Consider the following 17,253-nt stretch of genomic DNA (forward strand, 5'->3'; position numbering starts at 1 on the left):
GCGATCTCGCCTGCGAACCCGTCGGCTCGCAGGGCCTCGAGGAAGCGCAGGTAGTCGGCGTCGAGCCGGGCGAGGGTGTCCAGTTGTGCAATCATGAGTCGCTATCAGACCGTGGGTCGCTGCCCTGGCCGGCGGTCATCGCCATCGATGTCCTGGCGTGGGCAGGAAGAAAGGAATATGGCCCACTTTACCGGAGCATGACGGACGGTGCACCCCGCCAGCGGCGTGGTGAAAGCAGCGGCTTTTCCCTACAATGAGCGCCTGCTGGCGACATTGCCCTTTCATTGACTGTGACGGACAGGATTCCATGCTCGATCCAAAACTGCTGCGTGGTGACCTCGACCAGGTTGCCCAACGACTGGCCAAGCGTGGCTTCACTCTCGATACCGCTCAACTCGAGTCGCTGGAGTCTAAGCGCCGCGACCTGCAGACCCAGACCGAACAGCTACAGAGCGAGCGCAACACTCGCTCCAAGGCGATTGGCAAGGCCAAGGCCGAGGGCCAGGACATCGAGCCGTTGCTGGCCGAAGTAAGTGACCTGGGTGATCGTCTGGATGCCGCCAAGAAGGAGCTGGCGAAACTGCAGGAAGAGTGGGACGCCCTGGTGTCGGCGCTGCCCAACCTGCCCCACGACAGCGTGCCGGAAGGCGCGAGCGAAGACGACAACATCGAGCTTCATCGCTGGGGTACGCCGCGTGACTTCGACTTCGAGGTCAAGGATCACGTCGATCTTGGCGCCAAGCTCGGCTATCTGGACTTCGATATGGCGTCCAAGCTGACCGGCTCGCGCTTCGCGGTGATGCGTGGCCCGATTGCCAAGCTGCACCGGGCGCTCGCCCAATTCATGCTTGACACTCAGACCGAGGCGCATGGCTATGAAGAGTGCTATGTCCCCTATATGGTCAATGCCGACTCGCTGACCGGCACCGGCCAGCTGCCGAAGTTCGGTGAAGACCTGTTCCGCCTCGAGGGCGATCAGGACTACTACCTGATTCCCACCGCCGAGGTGCCGCTGACCAACTTCGCCCGGTATGAAATTCTCGATTATAAGTCTCTGCCGGTGCGCCTCACCGCGCATACCCCTTGCTTTCGCAGCGAGGCCGGCTCACACGGGCGTGACACGCGCGGCATGATCCGTCAGCACCAGTTCGACAAGGTCGAGATGGTGCAGATGGTCGAGCCCGACAAGAGCTATGAAGCCCTCGAGGAGATGCGGGGTCATGCCGAGGCGCTGCTGCAGGCACTGGGTCTGCCGTATCGCGTCGTCACCCTGTGCACCGGGGATATGGGCTTCGGGGCGACCAAGACCTATGACCTGGAAGTCTGGCTGCCTAGCCAGGACACCTACCGGGAAATCTCTTCGGTTTCCAACTGCGAGGACTTCCAGGCGCGACGCATGCAGGCCCGTTTCCGCCATCCAGAGCACAAGAAGCCGCAGCTTTTGCATACCCTGAACGGTTCCGGCCTCGCCGTCGGCCGCTGTCTGCTGGCGGTGCTCGAGAACAATCAGCAGGCCGATGGTTCCATCCTGGTGCCCGAAGCGCTGCGCCCCTACATGAGCGGACTTGAGGTGATCAACGGCTGAGGGTCTGGGATCGCTTGCGTTGAGATAGCAAGGCCCCGGTAGCGAGCGCTGTCGGGGCCTTGTGCATGGGGAGAACAGGCGCCGGGCTTGAGCCGGCGCTCTATCAACGCGTCATTCGTCGGCGATGGCCCAGTGAACCGCGACTTCAGCGTCGATCTCAATCTGACCTGGACGATACTCTGAGGACATCTCCTTGGCCGATGCATCGCTTGCCCGCATCATCATCTGTGGCTGGAAGCTTGGCCGCTGTGTCTCCTGCACCTGCAGGACACGACCTAGACGGATATCGAGGCGTTCGGCCATCAAGGTCGCTTTTGCCTTGGCCCGGTCGATGGCGAGGCCTAGAGCCTCGTCGCTTGCCGCGCTGCGATCCTTGAGGTCGTAGCTGACGCCGTCCAGAGAGTCGACACCGGCGACGGTCAGGGCGTCGAGAAGACCGGGCAGGGTGTCGAGATCATCGAGGGTCAGGGTGATCGGCCGTGTCAGTTGGGTTCTCACCCGTTGCTCTGGCTGGCCCTCGGCATCGACGGGGCCCTGCACATAATTGGGTTGCACTGACAGCGAGCCGGCCTGAATGGCGTCTCGCGACAGGCCTTTAGCCTCGAGTGTGCGGATCAGCTCGCCCATGCGGGCCTCGAGCCGGCTGCGTGCCTCGCTCAGCGCCTCGGGGCTTGCTTCCCGCGCCGAGTCGGCGGCGCGGGCGGGCGTGCGCTCCCACAGGCGGGCAGTTAGCGTCGCCATGTCGGGTGCCACTTCCAGGGTGTGGTGGGCCGATACCTCGAGCCGCCCCGGCGGTTGCTCATGGGGCGCTGGCTGATGGGCCGCAGCGGTGGCGCTCATCGTCATGCAGGCCGCCAGCAGAAGGCCGAGCCTGAAGCCCATGCGCGTGCTTCGGCCTAGAAGTCGGCGACGATTTAGCGCTGTGGAGCTCGTCCGGGCCCGTTGGGCAGTATGGGAAAGCATGCAACCTCCGTGCAGTTTGGTCGATATCTCGTCCGATGATTGTGTACAGGCAGTGGCGAGTCGGTAAACTCCTTTTATCATCTAGCATAAGTAGATTCCCGGGAAGGATTCATGAACGACGAGGATATCGACGAAGCGGCAAGTACCATTCCGCTAAATCTGACCCTGGCGCTGGCCGCCCTTGTGGTCATCATTGGTGGCATGAAGCTTGGGGCCAGTCTTTTGGTGCCGCTGCTGTTGTCGCTGTTCATCGCCGTGATCTGCACCTCGCCGGTGCATTGGCTGCATCGCCATGGCGTGGGGCTGCGGATGTCGGTATGGCTGACGCTGTTGGTGATTGGCCTGTTACTGAGCCTGCTGGGCCTGTTGCTGGTCAATAGCGTGAATACCTTTGCCGAGGAGCTGCCGGGACTCGAGTCGCAACTCTATGATCATTACCTGAGCATTCTCAACTGGCTGGCGGGCATGGGCGTATCGATTCGTCCAGAGCGCTTCTCGGAATGGCTGGACCCTACTCAGGCCACCCAACTGATTCCGGCCCTGCTGGGCGAGGTCGGCAACGTGCTGATGCAGAGCCTGATCGTAGCGCTGTTGGTGGTCTTCCTGCTGTTTGAAACGCTCAACTTCCGGGAGAAGATCTCCCAGGCCCTGCTGAATCCGGTGCCGAGCCTTCAGCGCTTCAATGAGTTCAGCTTGACGCTAAAGCGTTATCTGGCGGTGAAGACGCTGATCAGCCTGGTAACCGGTGTGCTGGTATGGATTTCCTGCAAGATATTGGGCGTCGATTTCCCGCTGCTGTGGGCGACGCTTGCCTTCGGGCTGAATTATATTCCCAACATCGGTTCGGTGCTGGCGGCAATTCCGCCGGTGCTGCTGTTGCTGGTCTCGCCTCAGGGCGGCGTCTTTCCGGCGATGCTGCTGGCGGGGAGCTATCTGGGCATCAACTTCGTGCTTGGCAACCTGGTTGAACCGCGGGTGATGGGGCGAGCCCTAGGCCTGTCGACCTTCGTGGCCTTCCTGTCGCTGGTCGTGTGGGGCTGGATATTGGGAACCGCGGGGTTGTTGTTGTCCGTGCTGCTGACGATGACCCTGAAGATCGCTCTGGACAGTCATCCTCAGACGCGCTGGATGGCCCGATTGTTGGGACCGGCCCATGAACGACCGGTAGCGGTGCCAGGGGAAGAGCAGACACCGTCGTAGACTCCTGAACATGGCGCTGCGGTGACAGCCTACCAGGCTTCTGAAACGACGATGCCCCGGCAGGACCAGGGCATCGGAGCGAACGTGACGGGGCTGGCCCGTTATCAGGCGTTCTGGTCGAGGAACTGCGCGAGCTGCGACTTGGACTGGGCACCCACCAGCGAAGCCACCTTGGCACCAGACTTGAACAGCATAACGGTTGGCACACCGCGCACGCCGTGTTCGGCGGCAATATCCGGGGCATCGTCGACGTTTACGCTCACGACCTTCACATTGTCGGCACGCTCGTCGGCGACTTCGTCCACCACCGGCGCCATCATCTTGCAGGGGCCGCACCAGGGCGCCCAGAACTTCAGCAGGACCGGCTTGTCGGCCTTGAGGACTTCCTGCTCGAAGTTGGCAGTGGTGACATCGACGTTGTTGGCCATGTAATTCTCCCGTTGCATTACGCGTTATAAACGCGCGTTTTCTCAGCGTAGTCGGCTGATGGTAGCGGCCGCCGGGGCCGCTGGCAAATGCCTGTTGCCCAATAGGATCGATAGCTAGCCGTAATGATGGCAACACCAGCGCTACACTCTCGTGGAACGTTTTTGTATGCTATCCTTATAGCATAAAGTAATCATGCTACATTATGTTATTGCCTTGCGGTATTAAAACCGTGAGCCGACGGCCTGGCAATGCCAGGCTGACGGCCCATCGACAGGCATGGCTAACGGCATGGGAATGAGGAGTGTTTCGGGGATGAAGCTGCAGCAACTGCGTTATATCTGGGAGGTCACGCGCCACAACCTCAATGTCTCGGCCACGGCGCAGAGCCTCTTTACCTCGCAGCCGGGCATCTCCAAGCAGATCCGTCTGTTGGAGGACGAACTAGGCGTCGAGATTTTCGCTCGCAGCGGCAAGCACCTGACCCGGGTGACGCCGGCTGGTCGCGCGATCATCGACTTGGCGGGGCAGGTGCTGCGCACCACCGACAATATCAAGCAGGTCGCCCAGGAACATAGCAACGAGCGCCGGGGTAGCCTGTCGATCGCGACCACTCACACCCAGGCGCGCTATGCGCTGCCCCCGGTGATCGGCGAGTTCACTCGCAAGTATCCGGAGGTGGCACTGCACATGCAGCAGGGCACGCCCAAGCAGATTGCCGAAATGGTCAGCGAAGGGCAGGCCGATTTCGCCATCTGCACCGAGTCGCTGGAACTCTTCAATGACCTGGTGCTGTTGCCCTGCTATCGCTGGAATCGCTGTGTGCTGGTGCCCAAGGGGCATCCATTGGCCGAGGCCGGCAAGCTGACCCTCGAGGGGCTGGCCGAGTATCCGCTGGTTACCTATGTATTCGGCTTCACCGGCCGTTCGCAGCTTGATGATGCCTTCCGCGCCCAGGACCTCACCCCCAATGTTGTGCTTACCGCTGCGGATGCCGATGTCATCAAGACCTATGTGCGTCTCGGCCTTGGGGTGGGGATCGTCGCGCATATGGCGGTCGATCCCGAAACGGATGGGGACCTGGTAGCGCTGGATGCCAGTCATCTGTTTGAAAGTTCCACCACCAAGATCGGCATTCGTCGGGGCACTTTCATGCGGGGTTTCATGTTCGACTTCGTGCAGGGCTTCGCACCGCACCTCGACCGTGATCTGGTGGAGGCCGCTCTGGCGGCCGGCCCGCGCCATGAGCAGGACCTTTTCGCCCAGATCGAGCTGCCGGTGCGCTGAGTCGACTGCCAGGCCAAATAAAAGACGGCCATAGAACTCGACACACGGCCTGCGAAGCAGCCATTCGCGTAGACGCTCGAATGGGCCAGGCTCAGGGCAATCACATGGTCATGAAGGAGAAGGCCCCGACAGCGTTCGCTATCGGGGCCTTCTCGTGCCTGTCAGTATCTAGTGTTGGCCACGGTTTCGTGATCAATGCTGCAAGTGCAGCCCGCACTCGCGCTTGTCTTCTACCTTGGTGGGGTCGAAGTAATCGAAGTTGTTGGGCAGATCGTGCTTCACCAAGTATTCGTACATGTCCTTGGCGCTCCAGTGCAGTACCGGTGCGACCTTGACCAGGCCATCCTCGTTGATCGACACCGGCTGCATCTTGGCGCGCTCCGGCGTGTCCTCGGCGCGCAGGGCGGTCAGCCATACCTGGGGCGCCATCTCTCGCAGGGCGCGAGTGAAGGGCTCCAGCTTGACCTCCTCGGTAAAGGCGGCATGGCGCGGGTCGTCGATGGTCGGCATGGCACCTTCCAGCGCCTCGCGGTGAGCTCGGGTGCGTTTGGGCAGGTAGCTCACCAGGTTCAGGTTGAGCCGCTTGATGACATCGTCGGCGAAGCGGTAGGTGGCTTCGGTATTGTAGCCCGAGTCCATCCAGACCACTGGGATGTCCGGCTGAATCTGGGTCACCATATGCAGGATTACCGCTTCGAAGGGGCGAAAGTTGGTGGTGCAGATGGCATGTTTTTCAAGGCTCAGCGCCCAGCGCGTCAGGGCCTCAGGGTCCTGGCCGAGGTCGCGATTGATGGCATCGATGTCAAAGTCCATGGGGCCTCCTGAAATAATGAGGAACCGAAACGTGTTCCGATAATGGCGCTACCCTAGCAAATCGTCTGCCCTTGGCCCCAATACTGATTGGTTCGGTTCTTATATAGCGAAATGATCGTAATACACGGCGCCGTTAGAATGGTCGGTGCTATCTCATTGACCTATCTCATTGACCTATCGCATTGCCGCCCTCGGCGCTGGCTTGCCTGGATGAGCTTGGCGATAGCGTGCTCACTGGGGCGCTTGGTCGCTCAGTGCCGTGAGGAGATGACGAATCTTGTCCAGGGTCTCGAGGTATTCGGCATCTTCTTGTGAATCCGCGACCAGGCCGCCGCCGCCCCACAGGTGCAGCTGACCGCCACTGGCCACCGCGGTTCGGATGGCGATCGAGGTGTCCATGTGTCCGCGCTGGTCGATATAGCCAAGGCTTCCGCAGTAGACGCTGCGCCGGCTAGGTTCCAGTTCGTCGATGATCTGCATGGCGCGAATCTTCGGCGCGCCGGTGATAGACCCGCCGGGGAAGGCGGCCGCCAGAATATCCAACGGCGCCTGATCATCGGCCAGCCGGCCCTCGACCACGCTGACCAGGTGGTGGACGTTGGCATAGCTCTCAAGACCGCAAAGCTGGGGCACCCGTACGCTCCCCGGTGCACAGGCCCGCCCCAGATCGTTACGCAGCAGGTCGACGATCATCACGTTTTCGGCGCGATCCTTGGCGCTGGCTTTGAGTGCCTGTGCCAGCGCCGCATCCTGCTCGGGCGTATCGCCCCTGGGTCTGGTGCCCTTGATGGGACGTGCCTCGACTCGGCCGGCATGACATTGCAGGAAACGCTCCGGTGACAGCGACAGCACTGCCTTGTCTTCCCAGGCCATGAAGCCGGCGAAAGGCGTGGGCGTTGCCTTGCGCAACCGTAAATAGGCCTGCCAGAGGTCGCCACGGAAGGGGGCGCTAAAGCGCTGGGTCAGATTGATCTGGTAGCAGTCACCGGCATGAATGTAGCGCTGCACGGCGCGAAAGCGCTCGCCATACCCCGTCCTGTCCTGTTCGCCCGCGAAAGGGGCGGTGACCGCAAAGGCAGCGGTGGCCGGGACATCGGCGGCTAGCCAGCTTTTCACCTGCTCGCGCCGACGCGGGTCGGCCACCAGGAAACTCTCGCCCCGGGCATGATCCTGGATAATCGCCCAGTCATAGAGCCCGACTCGACTCCAGGGTAGGTCGACGGCATCTGCCGCCTGGCCGTTGATCGGCTCAAGGCAGCGGCCGAAGTCATAGCTCCAATACCCGATCAGGCCGCCGAGGAAGGGGAGGTCGCTCTTGGGTGCCTCGATATCGAGCCGGGACAGCAGCGCCTTCTGGGCGGCAATGGGCTCCTCGGGCAGCGGCGTATCGCTGTCTGAGCTGACTTTGCCCGCAGGACTGACGCTCATCAGGGCTATCGGTTCGGCGCTGATGATGTCATAGCGCCCTCCGGGGCCATGAGGGCGCCCGCTGTCCAGTAATACCGCGCCACGGCGCTCTCGCAACGGCGCAAAATAGCCAAGCGGGTCCGCCTGATAAGGCAGCGGCGTGATTTCCAGTCTTGAACTCATGGGATGTGCTTTTCCTCAACGAGCGCCACATTCTAGGGGGCGTGACGCCATTTGTCCCTTCTGCGCTATCCACGCTACGGCCGCGGCAGCGCAAGCTCGGCGTTACGCCAACATCTCTGGTAATATTGTCGACAACAAGTTAGGCGCTCACCTTTAGCCTTACGCCAAAAGGTGTAGTCGATGCGGGTCGAATGCATATTGACCCCATTCCGACGGCTGGCTAAAGTTCATTTCATCATTTAATTGTCGACAATTGCCATGACAACCTCTTCACCCGATCTCGCGACCCCGGAAGTGCGCACCCTGGCAGAGCGGGTCTTCAACCAGCTGCAGAGCGCCATCGTGCGCGGAGACTTGGCGCCGGGCAGCAAGATCACCGAGCCGGGCCTCTCCAAGACTTACGGTATTTCTCGTGGTCCGCTGCGCGAAGCCATGCGCAGGCTCGAAACGCATCGCCTGATTGAGCGAGTGCCCCACGTCGGAGCGCGAGTGGTCAAGCTCTCGATGAAGGAGCTGATCGAGTTGTTCGATGTGCGCGAGGCGTTGGAAAGCATGGCCGCCAGGCTTGCCGCCGAGCACATGACCGCCGAAGAGATCGCCGGCCTGCGCGAGGTGCTGGCCGTGCACGAACGTCAGGCCGATCTGCGTCGCGGCGAGGCGTACTTTCAGCGGGAAGGGGATCTCGATTTTCATTATCGGATCGTACAGGGCAGTCACAATCGCATGTTGATGACGATTCTCTGCGACGACCTTTACTACCTGGTACGGCTCTATCGTACTCAGTTCAGCGCCAGTGGCAGCCGTCCGCAGCGCGCCTTCGTCGAGCACCATCGCATCGTCGATGCCATCGAAGCCGGTGACGCAGAGCTATCCGAGCTGCTGATGAGGCGCCACGTCAGCGCCTCGAGAGCCAACGTCGCCGAGCGTTATGCGGCCATTCTCGACCAGGAATCCACGCAGTCCCAGTGACGGACGTTGCCCGGGGCGCTTTCTCAGACAGGAGAACATCATGACCACTCTCACTCCCGGTGCACGCTTTCGTGCCGCCCTCGAGGCCCAGCAGCCGCTGCCGATCCTCGGCACCATCAATGCCTATACCGCGCTGATGGCGCAGCGGGTCGGCCATCAGGCTATCTACCTGTCCGGTGGTGGGGTGGCTAACGCTTCCTTTGGTCTGCCCGACCTTGGCATGACCACCATGAACGACGTGGTCGAGGATGCGCGTCGCATCACCGCCGCTACCGATCTGCCGCTGCTGGTGGATATCGATACCGGCTGGGGCGGTGCCTTCAACATCGAGCGCACCGTCAAGGAGATGCAGCGTGCCGGGGTGGCGGCCGTGCACCTTGAAGATCAGGTGGCGCAGAAGCGCTGCGGTCATCGGCCCAACAAGGCGATCGTATCGAAAGAAGAGATGGTCGACCGCATCAAGGCCGCCGCCGATGCGCGTCTGGATCCGGATTTCTATCTGATAGCGCGTACCGATGCCTTCCAGAAGGAGGGGCTCGAGGCGGCCATCGACCGGGCCAATGCCTGTGTCGAGGCCGGCGCGGACGCCATCTTCGCCGAGGCGGTGCACAGTCTCGATGACTATCGAGCCTTCTGCGACAGGGTAAAGGCGCCGATCCTTGCCAACATCACCGAGTTCGGTGCCACACCGCTGTTCAGCCAGCAGGAACTCGGCGAGGTGGGCTGCCGCATGGTGCTGTATCCGCTGTCGGCGTTTCGCGCCATGAATGCCGCGGCACTTCAGGTCTATCAGAGCATCGCCGACAACGGGCATCAGCGTGACGTGGTCGACATCATGCAGACCCGCGATGACCTCTACGATTTCCTCGACTATCACCGCTTCGAGAAGAAGCTAGACGAGTTGTTCGAGCAGAAATAGTGGCAAGGGCGACGCCGGTCGACGTCAGACATCCATTATCAACTCCGTGAATGCCCGGCGCCGGGGCAAGGTGAAGCGAGGGTCTTTTGCCAGGGATGGCAAAAGTAGCGCCCAGGGATGGGTTTACAGTGCCCTCGCGATGGCCTTGCCCCTGAGCTGCCCGGCCACGGGATGCAAACATCGTGTGAGATTACTATAAAGCGGCAAGGAGACACGTCATGGCAGAACAACCCAAGGCAGGCGCGGGTCTGCGCGGCCAGAGCGCGGGCAGCACGGCTTTGTGCACCGTGGGCAAGAGCGGCTCCGGGCTGACCTATCGCGGTTACGATATCCACGACCTGGCCGAGCATGCGCGCTTCGAGGAAGTCGCCTACCTGCTGCTCAAGGGCAAGCTGCCGAACCAGGCTGAGCTGGATGCCTATGTCACCAAGCTCAAGGGGCTTCGCGCGCTGCCCGATGCCCTGAAGAAGGTGCTCGAGCAGATCCCCGCCGACGCCCATCCGATGGATGTGATGCGCACCGGGGCATCCATGCTTGGCAACCTGGAGACCGAGCAAAGCTTCGACGAGCAGCAGGATGTGGCGGATCGGCTGCTGGCGGCGCTGCCGTCGATCATCTGCTACTGGTATCGCTTCACGCATGAGGGGGTACGCATCGACACCGTGACCGATGATGCGTCGGTGGGTGGGCACTTCCTGCATCTATTGCGCGACGAGCCGGCCTCCGAGCTACATGCCCGGGTCATGAACGTGTCGTTGATCCTGTATGCCGAGCACGAATTCAATGCCTCGACCTTCAATGCCCGGGTCTGCGCCTCGACGCTGTCGGACATGCATTCCTGTGTGACCGGTGCGATTGGCACCTTGAGAGGCCCGCTGCATGGCGGTGCCAACGAGGCGGCAATGGCGATGATCGAGGACTGGCAGAGCCCGGAAGAGGCCGAGCGCGAGATCATGGGCATGCTGGCGCGCAAGGATAAGATCATGGGCTTTGGCCATGCCATCTACCGTGATTCCGATCCGCGTAATGACCTGATCAAGCGGTGGTCCCGGAAACTCGCCGAGGATGTCGGCGACAGCGTGCTCTATCCGGTGTCCGAGCGTGTCGAAGCGGTCATGTGGCGGGAGAAGAAGCTGTTTTGCAACGCGGACTTCTTCCATGCCAGCGCCTACCACTTCATGGGCATCCCGACCAAGCTGTTTACACCGATCTTCGTCTGCTCGCGCGTCACCGGCTGGTGCGCCCATGTCTTCGAGCAGCGCGAGAACAATCGCATCATCCGCCCCAGCGCTGATTACACCGGACCGGAGAAGTGTGACTGGGTGCCGATCGAGGCGCGTGACTGACGCTGCCCCATGTCGCCGGGGGAGGCCTTTGCGAGGGCTAGCGACGCCATTCATGGCGTAGGCCTCTCGCATCGCCTTGTCCCCGGCTAGACAAGACCTTCTCTGTCGCCTCTTTCCATGTCCACGACCCGATCCGAGGGTGGTCACGCCATGAACACTGAATACCGCAAGCCCTTACCCGGCACCTCTCTTGAGTATTTCGATGCCCGCGCGGCTGTCGAGGACATCAAGCCCGGTGCCTACGACACCCTTCCTTATACCTCGCGGGTGCTGGCCGAGCAGTTGGTGCGCCGCTGCGAGCCGGCCGCGTTGACCGATTCGCTCAACCAGTTGATCGAACGCCGGCGTGATCTGGACTTCCCCTGGTATCCGGCCCGTGTGGTGTGTCACGACATCCTCGGGCAGACCGCCCTGGTCGACCTTGCCGGCCTGCGCGATGCCATCGCCGAGAAGGGCGGGGACCCGGCCAAGGTCAACCCGGTAGTGCCCACCCAGTTGATCGTCGATCACTCCCTGGCCGTCGAACATGCGGGTTTCGAGAAGGATGCCTTTGCCCAGAACCGGGCCATCGAGGATCGTCGCAACGATGACCGCTTCCACTTCATCAACTGGACCAAGACGGCGTTCGAGAACGTTGATGTGATCCCGCCAGGCAACGGCATCATGCACCAGATCAATCTGGAGAAGATGTCTCCAGTGGTGCAGAAGCGAGGCGGCGTAGCCTTCCCGGATACCTGCGTAGGCACCGACAGCCACACGCCGATGGTGGATGCGCTGGGCGTGATTTCCGTCGGCGTGGGCGGCCTCGAGGCCGAGAGCGTGATGCTGGGTCGCGCCTCCATGATGCGTCTGCCGGATATCGTCGGTGTGAAGCTTGCGGGGAAACTCAAGCCGGGCATCACCAGTACGGACATGGTGCTGGCGCTGACCGAGTTCCTGCGCCAGGAGCGGGTGGTCGGTGCCTACCTGGAGTTCTTCGGCGAAGGCGCCGAGGCGCTGACCGTTGGCGATAGAGCCACCATCTCCAACATGACGCCGGAGTATGGCGCCACGGCAGCGATGTTCTACATCGATGATCAGACCATTGATTATCTGAAGCTCACCGGTCGCGACGACGATCAGGTAGCGCTGGTCGAAAGCTATGCGAAGGAAACGGGCCTGTGGGCCGAGAGCCTGAAGAGCGCCGAGTACGAGCGCCTGCTGAGCTTTGATCTTTCCTCGGTCAATCGCACCCTGGCGGGCCCGTCTAACCCCCATGCCCATTTGCCGACCTCTGAACTTGCCAAGCGCGGTATCGCCGTCGACCTGGACAAGGCGCAGGCGGAAGAGAAGGCGGGCAAGCTGCCTGACGGCGCGGTGATCATCGCCGCCATCACCAGCTGCACCAATACCAGTAATCCGCGCAACATGGTCGCCGCAGGCCTGATCGCCCATAATGCCAATCGGCTCGGCCTGACGCGCAAGCCCTGGGTGAAGAGCTCCCTGGCCCCTGGGTCCAAGACCGTGAAGATGTACCTGGAGGAGGCCAAGCTGCTGCCTGAACTCGAAGATCTCGGCTTTGGCGTGGTGGCCTTTGCCTGTACCACCTGCAACGGCATGTCCGGCGCGCTGGACCCCGTCATCCAGCAGGAAATCGTCGACCGGGATCTCTATTCCACGGCGGTACTCTCCGGCAACCGTAACTTCGATGGCCGCATTCATCCTTATGCCAAGCAGGCCTTCCTGGCCTCGCCGCCGCTGGTGGTGGCCTACGCCATCGCAGGGACCATCCGCTTCGATATCGAGAAGGATGCGCTGGGTTACGATCAGGACGGTAAGCCGATCACCCTCAAGGACATCTGGCCCGCCGACGAGGAAATCGACGCCATCGTCAAGCAGAGCGTCAAGCCTGAGCAGTTCCGCCAGACCTATATCCCGATGTTCGATGTGGACAAGGGGGCTAGCGCCCAGGTCAGCCCGCTCTACGACTGGCGTGCCCAGAGTACCTACATCCGCCGTCCGCCCTATTGGGAGGGCGGTATGGTCGGCAAGAAGAACCTCAAGGGCATGCGGCCCTTGGCGGTGTTGCCGGACAACATCACCACCGACCATTTGTCACCGTCCAACGCCATCATGGCGGATAGCGCCGCGGGCGAATACCTGGCGAAGATGGGCTTGCCGGAGGAAGACTTCAACTCCTACGCCACCCACCGCGGTGATCATTTGACTGCGCAGCGTGCCACCTTCGCCAATCCCAAGCTGTTCAACGAGATGGTGCGGGACGAGGCCGGCAAGGTCAGGCAGGGCTCTCTGGCGCGTATCGAGCCGGAAGGCAAGGTCACGCGGATGTGGGAGGCCATCGAGACCTATATGTCGCGTAAGCAGCCCCTGATCATCGTTGCCGGCGCGGACTACGGGCAAGGCTCGTCCCGCGACTGGGCGGCCAAGGGGGTGGCGCTCGCCGGTGTCGAGGCTATCGTCGCCGAGGGGTTCGAGCGCATCCATCGTACCAACCTGATCGGCATGGGGGTGATGCCTCTGCAATTCGAAGAGGGCACCACCCGCCATACGCTCCAACTCGATGGTACCGAGATCTATGACGTCGAGGGCACGCTGTCACCGCAAGCCACCCTCGAGCTCAAGATTCACCGCCAGAATGGTGAGGTGGAGCGGGTGGCGGTGACCTGTCGCTTGGATACCGCCGAGGAAGTGTCGATTTATTCGGCCGGCGGCGTGCTGCAGCGCTTCGCCCAGGACTTCCTGGAAACCGCGGAGGTGGCGAACGTATGAACCAGATCCGCATCCCCGCTACCTATATGCGTGGCGGTACCAGTAAGGGTGTCTTTTTCCGCCTGCAGGACCTGCCCGAAGCGGCACGCCAGCCGGGTGAGGCTCGCGATCGCCTGTTGCTGCGGGTCATCGGTAGTCCAGATCCCTATCAGAAGCAGATTGACGGCATGGGCGGGGCGACCTCCAGTACCAGCAAGACGGTGATCCTGTCCAAGAGCGACAGCCCCGAGCATGACGTGGACTATCTGTTCGGCCAGGTCGCGATCGACAAGCCGTTCGTCGACTGGAGTGGTAACTGCGGCAATCTATCTGCCGCCGTGGGTCCGTTTGCCATCAGCAACGGCCTCATCGATCCCGCACGTATCCCCGAGAACGGGGTGGTCGAGGTGCGTATCTGGCAGGTCAATATCGGCAAGACCATTGTCTCGCGGGTGCCGATAAACGATGGCCAGGTGCAGGAGGTCGGTGACTTCGAGCTCGATGGCGTGACCTTCCCGGCGGCCGAGGTGCCGGTGGCCTTCAAGGATCCTGCAGAGGGTGAAGGGGCCATCTTCCCGACCGGCCATCTGGTCGATGAACTGGAAGTGCCGGGCGATGTGGTGCCGGGAGGTCGTATCCAGGCGACGATGATCAACGCCGGCATCCCCACTGTGTTTATCAACGCGTCTGATCTTGGCTACTCCGGTAGCGAACTCCAGGAGGCGATCAACGGCGATCCCCGGGCACTTGCAAAGTTCGAGGCCATCCGTGCCCATGGAGCCTTGCGGATGGGGCTGATCAACGAGCTTGGCGAGGCGGCCAATCGACAGCACACGCCCAAGGTGGCCTTCGTGGCGCCACCGGCCAGCTACACCGCCTCGAGCGGTAAGTCGGTCGAGGCGGAGGATATCGATCTCAGGGTGCGTGCGCTCTCCATGGGCAAGCTTCATCACGCCATGATGGGCACCGCGGCGGTGGCCATCGCTTCGGCAGCGGCCATCGAAGGGACCCTGGTCAACCTGGCTGCCGGCGGCGGCAAACGGACGGCGGTGACCTTCGGTCATCCGTCCGGCACCCTGCGGGTGGGGGCGCAAGCGAGCCTGGTAGACGGTCGCTGGGTAATCGATCAGGCGGTAATGAGTCGCAGCGCACGGGTGCTGATGGAAGGCTGCGTTCGCGTGCCCGGCGACAGCTTCTGACCCGTTTTTGCACGGAATATCTTGCTGACAAGCGTCGCCGGTGAGTGTGATGAGAGCGGTGCTGCCGGCCAGTGGCCGGCCTGGCGTATTCCTTTTCGCCAGCCTCTCACGCCTGGATCGTCGCCCTTACCTATAGTGAAGTGATCTAGTAGTGAAGTGATCTAGTGAAATGGTCAGCAATGACGTGTGACCCGCCAGTGATAAGGAGGATCTGCCATGGATGCCACCGCAGAAGCCAATGTTCGTCCGGATTATGATGCCGAGCTGCAACGGATCGCCGACTATGTGCTGGACTATCGCATCGACAGTACCGAGGCCCTGGAGACGGCGCGCAACTGCCTGATGGACACGCTCGGCTGTGGCCTGTTGGCGCTGCGTTTCCCCGAGTGCACCAAGCATTTGGGGCCCTTGGTCGAAGGCACAACGGTTCCCCATGGGGCACGGGTGCCGGGCACGTCCTTCCGCCTCGACCCGGTCAAGGCCGCCTGGGATATCGGCTGCATCATCCGCTGGCTCGACTACAACGATACCTGGCTGGCCGCCGAATGGGGGCACCCCTCGGATAACCTGGGCGGGATTCTCGCCATCGCCGATCACCTTTCTCAGCAGCGGGTGGCCGATGGTCGCCAGCCGTTGACCATGCGTGAGGTGCTCGAGGCGATGGTCATGGCCCACGAAATTCAGGGCGTGATCGCGCTGGAGAACTCATTCAATCGCGTGGGTCTCGATCACGTAGTGCTGGTCAAGGTGGCCTCCACCGCAGTGGTCGCCAAGCTGATGGGGGCCGACCGTGAGCAGTTGCTGGCTGCGCTTTCACATGCTTTCGTCGACGGTCAGAGCTTGCGCACGTATCGCCATGCGCCTAACGCCGGCTCGCGTAAGTCCTGGGCTGCAGGTGATGCGACATCTCGTGCCGTGCGCCTGGCCGATATCGCCATGCGTGGCGAGATGGGAATTCCCGGGGTGCTCAGCGCGCCTCAGTGGGGCTTCTATGATGTGTTGTTCGCCAAGACCAACAAGGACCAACAGATCAAGCCGGAAGGGCAGCGTCAGTTCGCCATCGGCCAGGACTATGGCAGCTATGTGATGGAGAACGTGCTGTTCAAGATATCCTTCCCGGCGGAGTTTCACGCTCAAACCGCCTGCGAAGCCGCCGTTACGCTGCACCCGCAGGTCAAGGATCGACTCGGCGAGATCGACCGGATCGTGATCACCACCCATGAGTCGGCGATTCGCATCATCTCCAAGGTAGGGGCGCTCGACAATCCGGCCGATCGTGATCATTGCTTGCAGTACATGGTCGCCGTACCACTGGCCTTCGGCCAGCTGACCGCAGAGCACTATGAGGATGCCTTCCATCGGGACCATCCCATCATTGACCAACTGCGGGACAAGATGGAAATCATCGAGGACGCACGTTATACCCGCGAGTATCTCGAGGCCGACAAGCGCTCCATCGCCAATGCCATTCAAGTCTTCTTCAAGGATGGCAGCAAGACTGAGCAGGTCGCCGTCGAATACCCGATCGGTCACCGTCGGCGTCGTGAAGAGGGTATCCCTCTGCTCGAGGACAAGTTCAAGGCCAATCTGGCGACCCGCTTCGTGCCGCGTCGTTGCAACGACATCTTTGCCCTTTGCACCGACCAGGCCCGACTCGAGGCCACGCCGGTTCACCGCTTCGTGGACCTATTCATGATCTGAGCCTATCGGCCGCCATACGCCATACGCCATACGCCATTCGGCCAGAAGGAGGAGGGTGCTTCGCCAGTGTTCATCAGATGCCTTTGCCAAATAGCCCCGCCAATATGTGGGGGCCGAGTAGCAGGGGCTCATTATTAGGTGGGTGCTGAGATCCCATCTGGCGGGTCCGTTGGGCTTGGACTAACTTTATTGATCGGCATGGCGATAGTGCCAGTGGTGTGGTTGTTACAGGGTGCTGGGCCGTTTTTGATCTGAGTGGCAAAAAGCCCTTGCGTGGTCCGCCGATAATCCGTAAAGTACGCATCCGCTGCCGCCGACGGGCAAACGTCGGACGCGGTGAAGGGTGTTGGAAGCACTTGTTTTCGTTAGGGTTTTTCGGTTCGCTTGAGTCGATAAGCATTGACAAAAACGCCGGAAACGGTAGAATGCTCCTCCACTCGATCGGCGCTCAACTCGCCGCTGGTTCACCCGGTCATCTACGGTGAGCAACAACAGCAAGGGTTGACA

13 protein-coding genes are annotated in these 17,253 nt (G+C 61.6%); 9 read left to right on the forward strand and 4 right to left on the reverse strand.

The window, feature by feature from the left end; genetic code table 11:
- Positions 1–307 precede the first annotated feature (307 nt).
- Positions 308–1,585 carry a serine--tRNA ligase gene (serS, locus tag HUS66_RS17090; protein ID WP_175072400.1) on the forward strand — a complete coding sequence of 426 codons (1,278 nt, stop codon included), beginning with the start codon at positions 308–310 and terminating at the stop codon, positions 1,583–1,585.
- A gap of 111 nt (positions 1,586–1,696) precedes the next feature.
- Here serS and HUS66_RS17095 read toward each other — a convergent pair whose 3' ends face one another.
- Positions 1,697–2,431, reverse strand: coding sequence for an SIMPL domain-containing protein (locus tag HUS66_RS17095; RefSeq protein ID WP_254628897.1), 735 nt, complete (start codon positions 2,429–2,431; stop codon positions 1,697–1,699).
- 228 nt (positions 2,432–2,659) lie between these two features.
- On the opposite strand from HUS66_RS17095, the gene HUS66_RS17100 reads away from it, so the two are divergent.
- Complete coding sequence (locus tag HUS66_RS17100) at positions 2,660–3,748, forward strand: AI-2E family transporter (protein ID WP_175072402.1); 1,089 nt, start codon at positions 2,660–2,662, stop codon at positions 3,746–3,748.
- A gap of 104 nt (positions 3,749–3,852) precedes the next feature.
- Here HUS66_RS17100 and trxA read toward each other — a convergent pair whose 3' ends face one another.
- Positions 3,853–4,176, reverse strand: a complete 324-nt coding sequence (trxA, locus tag HUS66_RS17105) for a thioredoxin (protein WP_112054421.1) — start codon at positions 4,174–4,176, stop codon at positions 3,853–3,855.
- 313 nt (positions 4,177–4,489) lie between these two features.
- Here trxA and cysB point away from each other — a divergent pair, with 313 nt between their 5' ends.
- Positions 4,490–5,461 (forward strand): HTH-type transcriptional regulator CysB, encoded by a 972-nt coding sequence (gene cysB, locus HUS66_RS17110; RefSeq protein ID WP_175072403.1) that lies wholly within the window; start codon positions 4,490–4,492, stop codon positions 5,459–5,461.
- Positions 5,462–5,653: 192 nt separating this feature from the next.
- On the opposite strand, the gene HUS66_RS17115 is transcribed toward cysB, so the two are convergent.
- Together HUS66_RS17115 and pabB are read right to left on the reverse strand one after the other, a co-directional pair.
- Positions 5,654–6,274: a phosphoadenosine phosphosulfate reductase family protein gene (locus HUS66_RS17115; protein ID WP_175072404.1), complete on the reverse strand. Its 621-nt coding sequence runs from the start codon at positions 6,272–6,274 to the stop codon at positions 5,654–5,656.
- Between the two features lie 231 nt (positions 6,275–6,505).
- The gene (gene pabB / locus HUS66_RS17120) at positions 6,506–7,864 is read right to left on the reverse strand and encodes an aminodeoxychorismate synthase component I (protein WP_175072405.1); all 1,359 of its coding nucleotides are present in this window, start codon (positions 7,862–7,864) and stop codon (positions 6,506–6,508) included.
- 258 nt (positions 7,865–8,122) lie between these two features.
- On the opposite strand from pabB, the gene HUS66_RS17125 reads away from it, so the two are divergent.
- The 6 genes from HUS66_RS17125 (at position 8,123) to prpD (ending at position 16,746) form a co-directional block, all read left to right on the forward strand.
- A complete protein-coding gene (locus HUS66_RS17125) occupies positions 8,123–8,833 on the forward strand; it encodes a GntR family transcriptional regulator (protein ID WP_175072406.1) in 711 nt (236 codons plus the stop codon).
- A gap of 40 nt (positions 8,834–8,873) precedes the next feature.
- Positions 8,874–9,752: a methylisocitrate lyase gene (gene prpB / locus HUS66_RS17130; protein WP_175072407.1), complete on the forward strand. Its 879-nt coding sequence runs from the start codon at positions 8,874–8,876 to the stop codon at positions 9,750–9,752.
- Positions 9,753–9,970: 218 nt separating this feature from the next.
- Complete coding sequence (gene prpC, locus HUS66_RS17135) at positions 9,971–11,098, forward strand: bifunctional 2-methylcitrate synthase/citrate synthase (protein ID WP_175072408.1); 1,128 nt, start codon at positions 9,971–9,973, stop codon at positions 11,096–11,098.
- Positions 11,099–11,248: 150 nt separating this feature from the next.
- The gene (gene acnD, locus HUS66_RS17140; RefSeq protein WP_175072409.1) at positions 11,249–13,867 is read left to right on the forward strand and encodes a Fe/S-dependent 2-methylisocitrate dehydratase AcnD; all 2,619 of its coding nucleotides are present in this window, start codon (positions 11,249–11,251) and stop codon (positions 13,865–13,867) included.
- Positions 13,864–15,045 (forward strand): 2-methylaconitate cis-trans isomerase PrpF, encoded by a 1,182-nt coding sequence (gene prpF / locus HUS66_RS17145; RefSeq protein WP_175072410.1) that lies wholly within the window; start codon positions 13,864–13,866, stop codon positions 15,043–15,045. The genes acnD and prpF overlap by 4 nt, the downstream gene beginning before the upstream one ends.
- A gap of 216 nt (positions 15,046–15,261) precedes the next feature.
- Positions 15,262–16,746 carry a 2-methylcitrate dehydratase gene (gene prpD / locus HUS66_RS17150; protein WP_175072411.1) on the forward strand — a complete coding sequence of 495 codons (1,485 nt, stop codon included), beginning with the start codon at positions 15,262–15,264 and terminating at the stop codon, positions 16,744–16,746.
- Positions 16,747–17,253: the final 507 nt, after the last annotated feature.

Origin of the sequence: Onishia taeanensis (genome assembly GCF_013349955.1) — a bacterium.
Classification (GTDB): Bacteria; Pseudomonadota; Gammaproteobacteria; order Pseudomonadales; family Halomonadaceae; genus Onishia; species Onishia taeanensis_B.

Excerpts from the sequence above, each read along its gene's own strand:
- serS (WP_175072400.1), top strand. The coding sequence starts at position 308 with ATGCTCGATCCAAAACTGCTGCGTGGTGACCTCGACCAGGTTGCCCAA.
- HUS66_RS17095 (WP_254628897.1), bottom strand. The coding sequence starts at position 2,431 with ATGACGATGAGCGCCACCGCTGCGGCCCATCAGCCAGCGCCCCATGAG.
- HUS66_RS17100 (WP_175072402.1), top strand. The coding sequence starts at position 2,660 with ATGAACGACGAGGATATCGACGAAGCGGCAAGTACCATTCCGCTAAAT.
- trxA (WP_112054421.1), bottom strand. The coding sequence starts at position 4,176 with ATGGCCAACAACGTCGATGTCACCACTGCCAACTTCGAGCAGGAAGTC.
- cysB (WP_175072403.1), top strand. The coding sequence starts at position 4,490 with ATGAAGCTGCAGCAACTGCGTTATATCTGGGAGGTCACGCGCCACAAC.
- HUS66_RS17115 (WP_175072404.1), bottom strand. The coding sequence starts at position 6,274 with ATGGACTTTGACATCGATGCCATCAATCGCGACCTCGGCCAGGACCCT.
- pabB (WP_175072405.1), bottom strand. The coding sequence starts at position 7,864 with ATGAGTTCAAGACTGGAAATCACGCCGCTGCCTTATCAGGCGGACCCG.
- HUS66_RS17125 (WP_175072406.1), top strand. The coding sequence starts at position 8,123 with ATGACAACCTCTTCACCCGATCTCGCGACCCCGGAAGTGCGCACCCTG.
- prpB (WP_175072407.1), top strand. The coding sequence starts at position 8,874 with ATGACCACTCTCACTCCCGGTGCACGCTTTCGTGCCGCCCTCGAGGCC.
- prpC (WP_175072408.1), top strand. The coding sequence starts at position 9,971 with ATGGCAGAACAACCCAAGGCAGGCGCGGGTCTGCGCGGCCAGAGCGCG.
- acnD (WP_175072409.1), top strand. The coding sequence starts at position 11,249 with ATGAACACTGAATACCGCAAGCCCTTACCCGGCACCTCTCTTGAGTAT.
- prpF (WP_175072410.1), top strand. The coding sequence starts at position 13,864 with ATGAACCAGATCCGCATCCCCGCTACCTATATGCGTGGCGGTACCAGT.
- prpD (WP_175072411.1), top strand. The coding sequence starts at position 15,262 with ATGGATGCCACCGCAGAAGCCAATGTTCGTCCGGATTATGATGCCGAG.